This window comes from Marivivens marinus (assembly GCF_035969385.1).
Lineage (GTDB): Bacteria > Pseudomonadota > Alphaproteobacteria > Rhodobacterales > Rhodobacteraceae > SELP01.
The window spans coordinates 165,395-180,893 of sequence record NZ_JAYKKJ010000006.1; the positions used below are offsets into that span (position 1 = coordinate 165,395).

A 15,499-nucleotide genomic window follows, 5' to 3' on the forward strand; every position below is an offset into this window, starting at 1 on the left:
GATACTGTACTAGACGTTGTCTCGCGGCATGATTGTTGGAAGTGGGTCAGTGCGTTCTCCCCTACGCCCAGCATTCCTGTATCGACTCTGATACTCGCGACGCTGTTTCGCAATTTCATAGAGAACGATGCCCGAACTCGTGCCAAGGTTCAGGCTTTCAATCATACCAAACATCGGGATGGCGACGCACATCGCACTTCGGTGTATCGCAGTTTCGCTGATGCCTCGCTTTTCGTTTCCGAACCAAACTGCAAGTTTTGCAAATTGCGTGAAATCACCTTCATGAAGGTAGACGTTGGTTTTTCCTTTGACATGTGGAGAAGTCACCACGGAGACAAAGCCATTGCTTTCCAGATGGTTCAGGCAGTCTTCTGTACTGTCGAACCGCTTTACGAATGTCCATTTCACCGCAGAGACAGATGTCGAAGACAAAGACTTCCTCTCCCGCATCTCCTGCCAGTCATTCGGCAGTGAGTTCCGAGGATCAACAACATAGGCCTTCTCAACACCAAGTGCATTGACGTTTCGAATGACGGTTCCGATGTTCTTGATGTCTGCCGGGTCTTCGATAACCGCGATCAAGTTCTTGCACCGAAATTCCTTGATCGCGTCAGCCCGTTTTCGGACCGAGGCTCTTTGCTTCTTGGGTGCTTTGTCTTGCATATCGGCACCATATCCCAAAGGGGCTTTTGCACAAGTGCAAGGTGCCAGTCATGCACGTGGCCGATGACTTCAAGTGGCTGCAGTAGCAAGTACAGCCAGGCCGGGATATTCTGGCTTCCCTCCATTTGCCAAATCGGGGAAATGGCGGCGTGCGGGGCGAGGGCCTCTCGCCCTAAGCCCGGCTTTGGCACGGTCTCGGTCCGAGGAATGCCGGGGCTTCGCCGCAAACCGAAGAGTTGACAGGCCAGATCGCCTGGGGCGGTAAGGTGGGTTTCAACCCACCTTGCCTGTCAGGCCCGCGTCTTCCTCGGCCTGCTGGCGGTGCCACAGCTGGGCATAGCGGCCCTCTTGCGCCAACAGCTCGTCGTGCCGACCCTCTTCGACGATCTCGCCTTTTTCCAGCACCACGATCCGGTCCGCATCGGCGATGGTCGACAGCCGGTGCGCGATGGTCAGCACGGTCCGCCCCTGCCCCATCGCCTTCAGTTCCGCCTGAATTTCGCGCTCCGTGTCGGTATCCAATGCGCTGGTCGCCTCGTCCAGCAACAGGATCGGCGGGTTCTTCAGCAGGGTCCGGGCGATGCCGACCCGTTGCTTTTCCCCGCCCGAGAGTTTCAGGCCCCGTTCGCCCACGGCCGTATCATAGCCTTCGGGCAGGGATTGGATAAAGTCGTGGATCTTCGCGGCCTTGGCCACGGCCTCAATCTCGGCGCCGGTCGCGCCCGGGCGGCCATAGGCGATGTTGTAACGAATGGTGTCATTGAACAGGACCGTATCCTGCGGCACCACCCCGATCTGCGCGTGTAGGCTGTCTTGCGTCACATCGCGCAGATCCTGCCCGTCGATCCGCAGCGCGCCGCCGTTCACATCGTAGAACCGGAACAACAACCGCCCGATGGTGGATTTGCCAGATCCCGATGACCCGACGATCGCCACGGTCTGCCCGGCGCCCACCTCCAGCGACACGCCCTTCAGGATGGGCCGCGCCGCGTCATAGCCGAAGGACACATTGTCCAGCGTCACCGCCCCGCCACTCACCTCAAGCGGTCGCGCGCCGGGTTTGTCCTGCACCTCGGCTGGTTGTTCCAGTAGCTGGAACATATCGCCCATGTCGATCAGCGACTGCCGGATTTCCCGGTAGACAGTGCCAAGGAAGTTCAGCGGCATGGTGATCTGGATCATATAGGCGTTGACCATGACGAAATCGCCCACGGTCAGGGTGCCGTCCTGCACCCCCATCGCGGCAAGGATCATCACAACCACCAGCCCGCCGGTGATCAGGAAGGATTGCCCGAAGTTCAGGAAGGCCAGCGAATAGTTCGTCTTCAACGCCGCCTGCTCATAGCCCGCCATGGCCCGGTCATAGCGGTCGGCCTCCCACTTTTCGGCCCCGAAATATTTCACGGTTTCGAAGTTCAGCAGGCTGTCGATCGCCTTTTGGTTGGCGTCCGTGTCCTGTTCGTTCATTTCCTTGCGGATCTTCACCCGCCATTCGGTGACCGCGAAGGTGAATTTCACATAGGCCGCGATGACCACGGCGACGACGGCAAGGTACCAGAAATCGAACTGCACGAAGAAGATGACCCCGATCAGCAGCAGCTCCAGCACCAGCGGCCCGATCGAAAACAGCATGAAGCGCAGCAGGAAATCGACCCCCTTCACCCCGCGTTCGATAATGCGGCTCAGCCCACCGGTCTTGCGCGTGATGTGATAGCGCAGGGACAGGCGGTGAATATGAGTAAAGGTTTCCAGCGCCAACATTCGCAGCGCCCGCTGCCCGACCCGCGCAAAGACCACGTCGCGCAATTGCTGGAACCCGACGCTCATCAGCCGGGCGAGGCCATAGGCAATGGTCAGGCCGATCGCCCCGACCGCCAGCATCCCCGCCCCCGATGCATCGGGCGCCAAAGCATCGACCGACATCCCGAACAGTTGCGGCACGATGATCGACACGACCTTGGACAGAACGAGGATCAACAGCGCGCCCACGACCCGCCGTTTCACCCATCCCTGCCCTTCGGGCCACAGGTAGGGGCCGACCTTGCGGATCACCTGCCAGCCGCGCATCCGGTCTTCGTCAACCTCCGTGCGCTTTGGGTCGGGCGGGGTTGCGCCTTGGGCGGCGGCGGGTGCGGCGGCGTCGGTCATGCGGGGGCTCCGGTCTGGATGGCCCCCTTACCTAGGATCGCTGGCGCCCAAAGACCAGAGCAGCGGCGGATTTATTGTCCCTCGTCGACCTCTGGCAGAACGAAAATCTGCCCCGGATAGATCAGGTCGGGGTTGCGAATTCTATCCCGGTTCGCCTCGAAGACATAGGTGTACATCACCCCATCGCCATAGCGGTCGCGGGCGATGGCCCAAAGGGTATTGCCCGGCTGCACCGTCCTGACCGCGATGCCACGTTCGTCCAGCGTTGCCTGATCCTCGGCCATGACCTCGGCGATGGCCTCGGGCTCTTCCCGCTTGAACGGGGTTTCGATCCGGCTGATCACCGCGCCCTCGGCGTCCACTTCGTCCACACGCAGGGTATAGACGCCGGTGTCCACCTCGGGCAGGTCGGTGCGCCAATTGCCGCCGTCGCCGATCCGCGACGTGGTGATCGGCTGGTTATCCAGATAGATGCGTACGAACCCATCGCTGCTGCCGCGTCCCGCCAGAAGGACCTCGCCCGCCGGGTCATAGGTGATGCTGTCCAGCGCGACCGAGGACATGACTTCGGGCGAGGTGTCTGAGGTGGCGGGCTGGATCACCTCCACCCCCTCGTCGCTGAGGCTGAGGACCGCGGGCGCGGACGGTGCCGCAGGTTCGCCGGTGTCAGATGTGACCTCACCCCCGGTGTCGGCCTGCGCGGTTACCGGGGCCTCGGCCTGCGGTGTTTCCGGCGCGGGTGCCGCAGATACGGGCGCTTCGGCGGTTGGTTCGGTTGCGGGGTCCGCTTCCGTGTCTTCAGCGGTCGTGGCCGGCGCCTCTGTCGTCCCGTTCGAGGGGGCCTCAGGCGCGGGGTCGGCTGCGGCAAGCGCAGCGGGGGCCGATGTCGGGCTGATCAATCGTTCATCCGCTGACAGGACCGCCGCCCCGTCCGGGTCTGCCAGAAGGGCAAGAACGCGGGGCTGGTCCGAGGCTGGCAGGGACAGGAAGGCCATGAAGGCCCCGTTGGCATCCGCTGTCACACGGTCCACCGATGTGCCGTCGATAAGGATATCGACCACCATGCCCGGATCGGCGCGCCCGGCCACGGTGCCCAACCCATCGGATTCAATGCGCATGTTGTCGAACCGGGGGGCCGACACGGCCGGGGCGTCCGGTTCCGACGCAGCGGGGGCCTCTGCCACCGCGGTTTCAGCCGTGGGGGTCGTGGCGCTTTCGGTCAGGTCGGCGTCCGGCGCGTCATCGGGGGCCGAAGGCGTGGGCGTGGGGCCGGTGCCGGCCTCTGCCGCCGGGGCAAGATCGCTGGCGGGGGCAGTCCCGGCCTCTTCGCCATCCGGGGTCGCGGCAATGGTCGCGGGGGCGGTCGCCGGGTCAGGTTGTTCGGCGGGGGATGACCCAAAGACAAGATAGCCCGCAATGATGGCCACGACCGCCGCCACGCCGCCCGCGGCAAGGCCCGCCGTGCTTGATCCGAAAACGCTTTTCACGCCTGTCCCTTCCCCCATGTCCACCCCGCCCGAAACCAGCATTCCCGGCAGAGGTTGAGCGACCATAGCAACGGGGGTATGAGCGGTCAAAGCCTATGAAACCCATCCGAAAGGACAGCATATGACCGCATCCGCCCAAATTTCCGTCTGCGTCTATTGCGGGTCGCGGGCCGGGGCGCGTCCGGCCTATGCGCAGGCAGCCCGCGACACGGGCGCGATGCTGGCCCGGCGTGGCTGGCGGCTTGTCTATGGGGCGGGCGACGTCGGGCTGATGGGGCTGGTCGCCAAATCCACGCAAGAGGCCGGGGGCCGGACCTTTGGCGCAATCCCCACCCACCTTTTGGACTGGGAAGTGGGCAAACGCGATCTGGACAGCTTTGTCATCACCGAGACGATGCACGAGCGCAAGAAGATCATGTTCATGAACGCCGATGCGGTGGTCGTCCTGCCCGGTGGCGCGGGCAGCCTTGACGAGTTCTTCGAGGTGCTGACCTGGGCGCAGATCGGGCTGCACCGCAAACCGATCTTCCTGCTGAACACCGATGGCTACTGGGGACCGCTGCTGGCGCTGATCGACCACACCATCGCCGAAGGCTTCGCGGGCGCATCGCTGCGCGATTTCTACCGGGTGGTGGACACGGTCGAGGCGCTGGAGGCCGGGTTGGCCGACGCGGCCTAGCCCGCGACGACCGCCCTGCGCGCGGCCCGGTCCTGCCGGACCGAAGAGACCGAGTATATCGCCAGACCGACCCAGATCAGCGGGAAGGCTATCCCGTGCCAGATTGTGAAGGGTTCCATGAAGACCAATGTGGCGCAGAGGAATTGCAGCGTCGGGTTCAGGTATTGCAGCAGCCCCACGGTCGACAGCCGCAACCGCCGCGCAGCATAGGCGAACAGGATCAGCGGCGTACCGGTCAATAGCCCCGAGAACATCAACAGGATATGGGTCCCCAAGGGGTTTCCGCCCCCTGCCCCGGTTCCCATCAGCGCGATCCACATCAGGGCCAGCGGCGCGAGCACCAGCACCTCTGCTGTGACCGACACCACCGGGCCCAATTCAAGCCGTTTCTTCAACACCCCATAGCCGCCGAAGGTGCCCGCCAGCCACAGCGCGATCCACGGCGGCACCCCCAGCCCTAGCGTCAAGACCATCACCGCCGCCGTTGCCAATGCCACCGCCACCCATTGCGCCGGACCCAGCCGTTCCTGAAACAGCACCCGGCCCAGAAGGACGGCGACCAGCGGAAAGATGTAATAGCCCAGCGATGCCTCGACCGCATGGCCGAAGGAAATCGCGAAGATGAAGCCGAACCAGTTGCCGGAAATCAGCAGGGCCGCCGCAAGGATCAACCCGTAGCGGCGTAGAGAATTGAGCGCCCCGAATACCAGCCCGAACCGCCCCTGTACGATCAACACACCCGCGAAGAACACCAGCGACCAAAGCGAGCGGTAGGACAGCACCTCGAGCGGGGGGATGTGTTTGAGCATGGCGTAATAGAGCGGCGACAGGCCCCAGATGGTGCAGGCCAGCACCATCGCCAGAACGCCTTTCATCGCGTCACTCATCCCAGCCCCTCGCCTCGTTCGGCCGCATCTGCGCATGGGTCACAAGGATTGGCAAGTCGGCATGAAAAAGGCCCGAACCAGCGGTCCGGGCCTTTCCTGTATCTTCCGTGGCGCGGATCACATCCGGCTGGCGACGTTTTCCCAGTTCACGAGGTTGTCGAGGAAGTTGGTCAGATAGGCCGGGCGCTTGTTGCGGAAGTCGATGTAGTAGGAATGTTCCCACACATCGCAGCCCAGAAGCGCGGTCTGCCCAAAGCAGAGCGGGTTCACGCCGTTTTCGGTCTTGGTCACGGCCAGCGACCCGTCGGCGTTCTTGACCAGCCAGGCCCAGCCCGAGCCGAACTGACCGGCGCCAGCGGCGCTGAACTGCGACTTGAATTCATCGACCGAGCCGAAGCTTTCGACCAGCGCCTTTTCCAGTTCGCCCGGCATCGCCGACGACCCCGGCCCCATCATTTCCCAGAACTGGTTGTGGTTCCAAAGCTGGCTGATGTTGTTGAAGATCCCGTTCTGGGCCACAGCCGAAGCGTTGTAGGTCCCGACGATGATCTCTTCGAGGGACTTGCCCTCCCACTCGGTGCCCGCGATCAGCTTGTTGCCGTTGTCGACATAGGCCTTGTGGTGCAGGTCGTGGTGGTATTCGAGCGTCTCGGCGGACATCCCCTTGGCGGCAAGCGCGTCGTGGGCATAGGGAAGGTCGGGAAGTTCAAAAGCCATGTCGGGCCCCCTTGTTTTTGCAGCGTTTCGCGTGAGTCTAATCCTCGGCCATAAAGAGCGCATGAGGGGCAAAGGTCAAGGCAAGGGCCAGAGGAATCGGCGCGGTAAGGTGGGTTTGAACCCACCTTGCGCCATGGCCTCATGCGCCAAACCCCACGCAATCCGACCCGTAAGGTGGGTCTTGACCCACCCCCGGCTAGAGCCAGTCCACCCGGTCGCGGAAGGTATCCCGGTTGGGGAATTTCGCGGCGTGCACATCCATCAGTTTGCGCGCATCATCCGGGCGGCGCAGCGGGCGGCACAGCATGATCAGCCGTTCCAGTGGCATCGGACGCCCCGGCGCAAGGTTCACGGCCTTGACCAGCGCTTCGAAGGCGTCTTCGATCCGTTCCAACCGGCGCAACGCCGCGGATTCGAACAAGAGAACATCCACATCCCCGTCCGCCAGATCCCGGTTCTTGGCCAGCAGGTCCACGATGGCCTCGTAGTCTTCCAGCTTCTGCATCATCCGCACCCAGGACATCAGCGCCTCGGGGGTCATGGTCTCGGTCGGGGTATCACCCGCATCGGCCACCGTGCCCTCGACGTAGTTGGTCAACACGTTCGACATGATCCGGTTGACCACATCGGGTGACACGTGGCGGTAATCCCCGCGCGACCATGCGACAGTCGGGTTCGAAAGGGTCACGAATTCATAGGAGGGGAAGTAGTCCACCCCCTCCTTGCCGATCAGGAACTCGTCCAGCGCCGCGCGCTGCACCGATTTCGAATAGGCATTGGCCACCAGCACATCCATGTCCCGGAAGGTCGCCAGCAGCGGCACCGGCGACACGGTGACCAGCATCTTAAGCGGCTTTGTCCGGTGTTTCTGCAAAAGCGCGTAAAGTTCTTCCAGCCCGTCCAGAACATCCTGATAGGACAGCACCCGGAATTCGAACCGCTCCGGCTCTGCCTTGATCAGCGGCCCGGGGGGCGACACGTTCAGATAGAGGCCCAGCTTCGTGTCATACCATGTTTCCACATAACCCAGCGTCAGGATCAGCACATCCGCCGTCGCCGCCTGCGCCATCGCATCCAGATAGCGGTGCCGGAAGGCCAGAATATCGTCCATCGGGAAATCCAGCTTGGCCATGCCCAACTGGCTGTCGCAATAGCGTCCCTTGCCCAGCGGATAGATCAGGTCTTCGCCCGGAAAGCTGTCCCGCTCCAGCGCCCAGCGGATTTCATTCGTGACCGAATGGATCGAATATTTATTGAAGAAATTCGCAGCGTCCCCAAGGCTTTCGCCAATCGCGCCCAGTTCGAATTCCCGGCTGAGCACCCGTTTCCCCGCCGCCTCCAGCGACTTTTCAACGTTGCGGGCAAAGCACGAGCCGATGGCGAAAATCGTATCCTCGGGGCCGATCTTGAAAGAGGGCGAACAATTCGGCGAGGCCAGCGGATAGAGCCGATCCCCATCCTTGTCCGGAGCGGGATACTTGCGCAGCCCGTTGGACCGTGCCCGCTCCATCGCCTTTGCCGCGCTCATCTGTTCGATATTGCCGCGCCGTGCCATCGGTTGCCTGCCCTTTCCATGCCCCGATCCTGATCGCCGGGGCTTGCGGGCGATGTTAGTCGCACCCCATCCCCAGTTCAATACCACGCCCCGAAATGACCTTATTTCCAAGGCTGGTTAGGTTTTACATGGGGTGGGATATGAGCTAGGAAATCTCAACAACATGTGTACGAGGCGCAGTAAGAATGACCGATGGTGCAGAATACGCCGTGCCGGACCTGTCCGGTTCGATTGCGGATAAGATCAGTTTTCATGAAAACGCAATCGTGGTGCCGCCCCCCAAGGACGGGCTGAACAGGTCTGTGCAATGGTCCGGTGTGCTAGACGCCGATGGCACCTTTGTCGAAAATTCGATCACCTGGCGCGGCAAAAGCCAGGTCACGCGGCCGCCGCAGATGCCCGCCGAAGGCGAGATCACCGAGCTGAAGGGCACATGGATGTTCCTTGGTCCGCTGTTCGGTCATTTCGGCCATTTCCTTGTGGAAAGTATCTGCCGCATCTGGGCCTATGGGCAATTGAAGGACAAGATCGACGGGGTCATCTATGTCCCCAAGTTCCAGAACCGGCCTGAACATGTGGTCTCGGTCTATGCGCCCTTCCTGAAGGCGCTTGGGGTGGACTGCCCGGTTCTGAACCTGTCCGACGCCACCCGCGTGGAAAAGCTCTATGTGCCCCAGCAGGGCTTTGGCATGTTCCAGATGATCGAAGGCGCGCCGGAATTCCGCGATTTCATCAATGACTACGCGGGCAAGGATGTGGAACCCGAAGGCGCCAAGAAGATCTATGTCTCGCGGTCTGCGCTGCCGCCGATCCGGGGATCGATCCTGGGCGAAACCCTGCTGGAAGAATGGCTTCAGGCCGAAGGCTACGAGGTCTATCACCCGCAGAAACACAACCACCTTGAACAGATCGCAGCCTATAAGGCGGCGACCCATGTGATTGCGGTGGATTGTTCGCCCCTGCACTTGCTGGCGCTGGTGGGCAACAAGGACCAGAAGGTCGGGATCATTGCCCGGCGCGACGGCGACCTTGACCAGATCTTTGCCCGGCAAATCAAGGCCTTCAAAGGGGCCGAGGCCCACGCCTTCAACGTGCTTGAGCGCAACTGGATCGAAAGCCATGCCAACCGGCCCAGCCGGACCAGCTGGGGCGAGGTCAATTACGCCAAACTTTATGAAGGGTTCAAAGCGGCCGGGCTGATCGAAGGTGACACCCCTTGGCCCGCCCTGACAGAGGCGCAGGTGACCGAGATTGCCGACGAGATCGGCAAGGGCGCGGACACGACCTTCCGGCCCTTCGAAGGGAAATAGCTAGAGCCCGATTTGGCGGCAATCAGCGCGCGTGACGAATATCGTCATGCGCGCATCACCGTATTTGTAGCGTAGTTCTGCGCGGGAAACCGGACCGCGCATTTCTTCGGCAAAGCGAAGACATAGGTCCTCGTAACCAAGGTCTTGAATCGCATTGAATTCCCCCTCTCTGATCTCAACCGCAGAGCCGGAATAGGAAATCCAAAGAAGCCCCTCTTCATAGCCATATCCCCTCAGCAGCAACCTTGGTTCGATCTCGAAAGGGACCGTTGCGGCAGTGACTTCTGCCCGTTTTTCAAGCTCAGCTGCGGTGATGGGCAATCCGGGCAGGACCCGAACAAAACTATTGGCTCCGAAGGCGATTCCCGAAGCCAAAGCCGCAGCGACGCCGAACGGCGCAAACCAACCGGGTCGGCGATAATCAAACATTGCCCGATACAGCGATAGGCCGACGACTAGAAACCCGATCGATGCGGCGACAGAATACACGGTCAGAAGTCCATCTCCGACGGCATCCGGATAGAGTTCATAGATTTTCGGGATGCTGATCTTCAGAGACCAACCGACACCAATTACGACGACAGCAAACCCTACAACGCCGAACCAAAATGTTTCCGAGACCGAGCGCTTGCCTCGGACCAATTCACCAATCATCAACGCGGCAACTCCAAAAATAGTTCTTCTTGCAATTCTATGTGTTCCCGTCCGCAACTCCATAAGAAAAAGGCGACGCCCGAGCAGGGGCGTCGCCTTTCCGATTTCAGATCAGGAATGCGCGGGAGCGCTCCTTTGGATCACGCCTTTTCAGGCAAGAACGCCGACTGGCCCGGCCTTGGCGCCGTTCTCAAGCAGCCCGAACACATAGTGCCCGACCGAGCGGAAACAGACCACGTGGAAGGTCTCTGCATCATCGAGCCAGAAGGCCCCGGCGACCTGCGCCATGCGGGTCCGGCGGAAGTCCCCTGCACCGAACGCCGAGGCGGACAGGTCCACCGGCGCGATCTTGGCCAGCACCTCGCGGGCGGCGGCACCGCCCGACAGGGTCATGCAAGCGCGGGCGTCGGACAGGTTGACGGCCATGAAATGGCTGCCCGCCAGCGCGCTTTCCAGTTCCGCAACCGCTGCCGCGGCCTCGGCATGAGGCACCACGATCAGCAGTTCGTCCGGCGACATCCAGCAGGCGCCCTTGCCCCCGGTGACTGTGGATTTGCGCACCCCCGGCACCGGCTGCCCGGTGATCTTCTTGACCGCCGTTTTCAGCTTGGCCGCTGACAGGTCGCCCCGCAGGGTGACCATGCCGACCGGGCCCGCATCGCGGACGGTGACGCCGTTGTGGGTGGCCTCTGCCCCGTTCAGGAAACTCACAGCCTCAGACATTCTGCTTCTCCCCGTCCTTGTCGTAGAACACCTGATCCACGATCTTGGCTTTGACAAAGGTGCCGTCACCCTTGGTGAATTCGATCACGTCGCCCATGCGGTCCGGCCCCTTGTGGACCAGCCCCATGGCAATTCCCCGGCCCAGCGTCGGCGAGAAATAGGTCGATGTGACCCGCCCCTGCACGTTGCGCTGCCCGTTGGCGTTGTTGCCCGGCGCGGGGGCATAGGCCCCATCCGGAATGACCGACCCGTCAAGGGTTTCAAGCCCCACCAGTTTCCAGCGGTCGGCGCTGGCCATATAGGACCGTTCCTGCGCCCGCTTGCCAAGATAGTCCTCTTTCTTCTTCGAGATAGCCCACTGCATGTTCAGGTCCTGCGGGATGACAGTGCCATCCGTTTCGTCCCCGATCATGATGAACCCCTTTTCGGCCCGCATGATGTGCAGGCATTCGGTGCCATAGGGCATCACCCCGAACTCTTCACCCGCCGCCAACAGCGCATCCCAGAACGCGCGGCCCTGGCTGGCGGGAACGGCGATTTCATAGGACAGCTCGCCCGAGAAGGAGATCCGGTAGACCCGCGCGGTGAACCCGCCGATCTGCCCGTCTTTCCATTCCATGAAGGCGATGGACTCTTTCGAGACGTCCATGCCGCCCAGCTTTTCCAGCACCTTGCGGGCGTTGGGGCCGACCACGGCGACCTGCGCGAACTGTTCGGTGGCATTGGTCACATAGACCTGCCAGTCCCACCATTCGCACTGAAGCCAGTCTTCCATCCACGCGTGAATGCGCTCGGCCCCGCCGGTGGTGGTGTGGCACAGGAAGGTATCCTCGTCGATCCGGGCAACGACGCCGTCGTCGATCAGGAAGCCGTTTTCGTTGCACATCAGCCCGTAGCGGCATTTGCCCGGCTTCAGCGTCGACATCATGTTGGTGTACATCATGTCGAGGAACTTGCCCGCGTCCGGCCCTTTGACGATCAGCTTGCCAAGGGTCGAGGCGTCGAGCAGGCCAAGGTTGGCCCGCGTGTTCTTCACCTCGCGCATCACCGCGTCATGCACGCTTTCGCCCGACCGGACAAAGGCATAGGGGCGGCGCCAATGACCGACCGGTTCAAAGTCGGCGCCGTTGGCCTCGTGCCAGCCATGCATCGGCATCTTGCGGATCGGCTGGAACAGCTCGTCGCGGGCCTCGCCGCCGATGGACCCCATGGAAATGGGCGTATAGGGCGGGCGGAAGGTGGTGGTGCCGGTCTGCGGGATCGCCTGATCCAGCGCATCAGACAGGATCGCCAAGCCGTTGATATTGCTCAGCTTACCCTGATCTGTCGCCATGCCCAACGTGGTATAGCGCTTGGCATGTTCGACGCTTTCGAACCCTTCGCGGGCCGCAAGCTGCACGTCCGAGACTTTCACGTCGTTCTGGAAATCCAGCCAGGACTTCATCCGCAACTGGATCGGTGCGCCCTGCGGCATCAGCCAGACCGGGGAAATCGCGCCTTCCTCGGCGTCGGACCCGGCCGGGGCCTTGCCTGCCTTGGGCTTACCGCCCGCAGCCTTGACCGCGGCCTTGGCCTGCGCCACGGCATCCTCCAGCACGGCAGCGGTGCGCAGGTTGCCATTGGCGGTGCCGGCTGCTGCGACGAAGGGCTGGCCCTTGTCACCGGTCGGGGCACGGGACGGATCGGGGCGGAACATCGCCTGCGCCTCGTCCCAGATCAGCTTGCCGCCGCAATGTGACCACAGGTGCACCACGGGGGACCAGCCACCGGACATGGCAACCGCATCGCATTTGATCTCTTCGATCACCGCACCTTCGCCGGCTTGCAGGCAGATCGCCACGCCTTCGACGCGCTTGCCGCCCTTCACCTTGGCGATCCCCTTGCCCATCTCGACGCGGATGCCCTTGGCGCGGGCCGCATCGGCCAGCGGTCCGGCCCCGTCGGTACGGGCGTCGATGATGGCAGGCACCGAAAGGCCCGCGTCGACCAGCGCAATCGCGGTGCGATAGGCATCGTCGTTGTTGGTGACAACCACAGTGCGGTCGCCGATGGAGACGCCCCAGTTCACCACATAGTCGCGCACGGCGGCGGCCAGCATCACGCCGGGAATGTCGTTACCGGCAAAGGACAGGGGCCGTTCAATCGCGCCGGTCGCGGTGATGATCTGGGTCGCGCGAATGCGCCACAGGCGGTGACGCGGACCGTCCTGATCCGGGCAATGATCGGTCAGCCGTTCGTAACCCAGCACATAGCCGTGGTCATAGACCCCGGCGCCCATGGTGCGGGTGCGGATTGTGACATTGTCCATGCCTTCAAGGGTTTGGACTGCGTCTTTCACCCAGTCTTCGGCCGATTTCCCGTCGATCTCGGCCCCGTCCACAACTGCGCGGCCACCCCAGTGATGGGACTGTTCAAAGATCGTGACCTTCAGGCCCGACTGCGCCGCTTCCAGCGCGGCGGCAAGGCCTGCAATCCCGCCACCGATCACCAGAACATCGGTGAAGTGGTAGAAATGTTCGTAAGTATCGGCATCGCGTTCTTTCGGCGCCTTCCCCAGACCGGCAGACTGCCGGATGAAGGGTTCATAGACGTGCTTCCAGAACGGACGCGGGAACATGAACATCTTGTAATAGAAGCCAGCCGGCAGGAAGCGCGAGAAATGAGTGTTGATCGCGCCCACGTCGAACTCGAGGCTCGGCCAGTGGTTCTGCGAGGTGGCGTAGAGCCCGTCGAACAGCTCGGTCGTGGTGACGCGCTGGTTCGGTTCGAACTTGCCGCCCTGCCCAAGGTTCACCAGCGCGTTCGGCTCCTCGCCGCCCGAAGCGACGATCCCGCGCGGGCGGTGATATTTGAACGACCGGCCGACCAGCATCTGGTCGTTGGCCAGAAGCGCCGAGGCGAGCGTGTCGCCCTCGTAGCCCTTCATGCGCTTGCCGTTGAACTGAAACTCGACGGGCTTGGCCTTGTTCACAAGGCGGCCGCCGTTGGAAAGCCGGGTGCTCATTGAAACTCCCTCCACGACCAGCCAGGGTGTTTGGCGCTGATCTTGTCCTTGATGTCCTGGGGCGGCTCGTGCGTTTGCGCAGGGTAGCAGCCAAAGAATTCCAGCGTGTTGGTGTCGCGGGCCGCAAGGAACCACTTGCCGCAGCCGTTCACATGCCGCCAGCGTTCGAAATGCACGCCGCGCTTGTTTTCGCGCATGAACAGATAGCCTTCAAACTCGGCATCCGTGGACCCGGGGCCGAAGCGCTTCAGATGCGCCTCTCCGCCCGCGTGGAATTCGGTCTCTTCGCTTTTCACCCCACAGCAGGGGCATTCGAGAATAAGCATTGTCCTGCCTCCTTAGTGGGCGACGCCAGCGGCGACGCTTTCGTCGATGAATTTGCCTTCACCGAAACGCCACATGCTGAATTCCTCGGTCAGCGGCGAATGGCCCTTGGCCATCAGTTCCGCCATGGCCCAGCCGGACCCCGGAATGGCCTTGAACCCGCCGGTGCCCCAGCCCGCGTTGATGAACATGCCCTCAACCGGGGTTTTCGACAGGATGGGCGAGCGGTCGCCGGTCACGTCCACGATCCCGCCCCATTGCCGCAGCATCTTGAGCCGGGAAATGATCGGGAAGGTTTCGTTCAGGGCGCGGACGGTTTCCTCGATATGGTGGAACGATCCGCGCTGGGTGTAGTTGTTGAACCCGTCGGTGCCGCCGCCGATGACCATTTCGCCCTTGTCGGACTGGGACATATAGCCGTGCACGGTGTTGGCCATGACGACCACATCCATGCAGGGCTTGATCGGCTCGGACACAAGCGCCTGCAGGGCCACGCTTTCGATCGGCACGCGGAAGCCTGCCATCTCGGTCAGGACCGAGGTATTGCCGGCAACGATCCCGCCCAGCTTGTCACAGTCGATGGGCCCGCGGTTGGTGTCCACACCCTTGACCTTGCCGCCTTCGGTGCGGATCCCGGTGACTTCGCATTTCTGGATCACGTCCATGCCCATGTCGGAACAGGCGCGGGCATAGCCCCAGGCCACGGCGTCGTGACGGGCGGTGCCGCCACGAGCCTGCCACAGCGCGCCCAGAACCGGGTAGCGGGGGCCGTCGATGTTGATGATCGGCACCAGTTCCTTGACCCGCTGCGGGCTGATGAACTCGGTCTTTACGCCCTGCAGGCTGTTGGCGTGCGCGGTGCGCTGGTAGCCGCGGATTTCATGCTGGGTCTGGGCCAGCATCATCACGCCGCGCGGGCTGAACATGACGTTGTAGTTCAGGTCCTGCGACATGGTCTCATACAGGCTGCGGGCCTTTTCGTAGATCGCCGCCGACGGGTCCTGAAGGTAGTTCGACCGGATGATGGTGGTGTTCCGGCCGGTGTTGCCGCCGCCCAACCAGCCCTTTTCAAGGATCGCCACATTGGTGATCCCGAAGTTCTTGCCAAGGTAATAGGCCGTGGCGAGCCCGTGGCCGCCTGCGCCGACGATGATCACATCGTATTTCTTCTTCGGTTCCGGGCTGCGCCAGGCGCGTTCCCAGCCGGTGTGATAGCGCAGCGCCTCGCGGGCGACTGCAAAGACGGAATAACGTTTCATCCTTGGCGAATCCCTTCCAGACATTCAGGGGGTCAGTCTGGCCCTTATCGGCGCGTGGGCGTCGCATCTGTCGATTCCCAGCGGCGAAA

Annotated in this window: 13 protein-coding genes; 2 read left to right on the forward strand and 11 right to left on the reverse strand. The window is 62.4% G+C overall.

Going from position 1 to position 15,499, the window contains the following annotated elements; all coding sequences use genetic code 11:
• Nucleotides 1-9 precede the first annotated feature (9 nt).
• The 3 genes from U3648_RS11450 to U3648_RS11460 form a co-directional block, all read right to left on the reverse strand.
• Complete coding sequence (locus U3648_RS11450) at nt 10-663, reverse strand: TrmH family RNA methyltransferase (RefSeq protein WP_420859360.1); 654 nt, start codon at nt 661-663, stop codon at nt 10-12.
• A gap of 273 nt (nt 664-936) precedes the next feature.
• Nucleotides 937-2,730, reverse strand: a complete 1,794-nt coding sequence (locus U3648_RS11455; RefSeq protein WP_420859397.1) for an ABCB family ABC transporter ATP-binding protein/permease — start codon at nt 2,728-2,730, stop codon at nt 937-939.
• Between the two features lie 152 nt (nt 2,731-2,882).
• Nucleotides 2,883-4,364, reverse strand: coding sequence for a LysM peptidoglycan-binding domain-containing protein (locus U3648_RS11460; protein ID WP_420859361.1), 1,482 nt, complete (start codon nt 4,362-4,364; stop codon nt 2,883-2,885).
• 55 nt (nt 4,365-4,419) lie between these two features.
• Between U3648_RS11460 and U3648_RS11465 the strand changes: the two genes are divergently transcribed.
• On the forward strand, nt 4,420-4,977 hold the full coding sequence (locus U3648_RS11465; RefSeq protein ID WP_420859362.1) for an LOG family protein: 558 nt from the start codon (nt 4,420-4,422) through the stop codon (nt 4,975-4,977).
• On the opposite strand, the gene rarD is transcribed toward U3648_RS11465, so the two are convergent.
• From rarD to U3648_RS11480, 3 genes are all read right to left on the reverse strand, one after another.
• Nucleotides 4,974-5,864, reverse strand: a complete 891-nt coding sequence (gene rarD, locus U3648_RS11470) for an EamA family transporter RarD (protein ID WP_420859363.1) — start codon at nt 5,862-5,864, stop codon at nt 4,974-4,976. The genes U3648_RS11465 and rarD overlap by 4 nt on opposite strands.
• A gap of 117 nt (nt 5,865-5,981) precedes the next feature.
• Nucleotides 5,982-6,581, reverse strand: coding sequence for a superoxide dismutase (locus tag U3648_RS11475; RefSeq protein WP_420859364.1), 600 nt, complete (start codon nt 6,579-6,581; stop codon nt 5,982-5,984).
• 196 nt (nt 6,582-6,777) lie between these two features.
• Nucleotides 6,778-8,136 carry a GSCFA domain-containing protein gene (locus U3648_RS11480; protein WP_420859365.1) on the reverse strand — a complete coding sequence of 453 codons (1,359 nt, stop codon included), beginning with the start codon at nt 8,134-8,136 and terminating at the stop codon, nt 6,778-6,780.
• Nucleotides 8,137-8,321: 185 nt separating this feature from the next.
• Here U3648_RS11480 and U3648_RS11485 point away from each other — a divergent pair, with 185 nt between their 5' ends.
• A complete protein-coding gene (locus U3648_RS11485; RefSeq protein WP_420859366.1) occupies nt 8,322-9,446 on the forward strand; it encodes a glycosyltransferase 61 family protein in 1,125 nt (374 codons plus the stop codon).
• Here U3648_RS11485 and U3648_RS11490 read toward each other — a convergent pair whose 3' ends face one another.
• From U3648_RS11490 to U3648_RS11510, 5 genes are all read right to left on the reverse strand, one after another.
• Nucleotides 9,447-10,100, reverse strand: a complete 654-nt coding sequence (locus tag U3648_RS11490; protein ID WP_420859367.1) for a hypothetical protein — start codon at nt 10,098-10,100, stop codon at nt 9,447-9,449. It lies immediately after the preceding gene.
• Between the two features lie 150 nt (nt 10,101-10,250).
• Nucleotides 10,251-10,823: a sarcosine oxidase subunit gamma gene (locus U3648_RS11495; RefSeq protein WP_420859368.1), complete on the reverse strand. Its 573-nt coding sequence runs from the start codon at nt 10,821-10,823 to the stop codon at nt 10,251-10,253.
• Nucleotides 10,816-13,827: a sarcosine oxidase subunit alpha family protein gene (locus U3648_RS11500; protein WP_420859369.1), complete on the reverse strand. Its 3,012-nt coding sequence runs from the start codon at nt 13,825-13,827 to the stop codon at nt 10,816-10,818. The genes U3648_RS11495 and U3648_RS11500 overlap by 8 nt, the downstream gene beginning before the upstream one ends.
• Nucleotides 13,824-14,153 carry a sarcosine oxidase subunit delta gene (locus tag U3648_RS11505; RefSeq protein ID WP_420859370.1) on the reverse strand — a complete coding sequence of 110 codons (330 nt, stop codon included), beginning with the start codon at nt 14,151-14,153 and terminating at the stop codon, nt 13,824-13,826. Before U3648_RS11505 ends, U3648_RS11500 begins: the two co-directional genes overlap by 4 nt.
• Nucleotides 14,154-14,165: 12 nt before the next feature.
• The gene (locus tag U3648_RS11510) at nt 14,166-15,410 is read right to left on the reverse strand and encodes a sarcosine oxidase subunit beta family protein (RefSeq protein WP_420859371.1); all 1,245 of its coding nucleotides are present in this window, start codon (nt 15,408-15,410) and stop codon (nt 14,166-14,168) included.
• Nucleotides 15,411-15,499 lie beyond the last annotated feature (89 nt).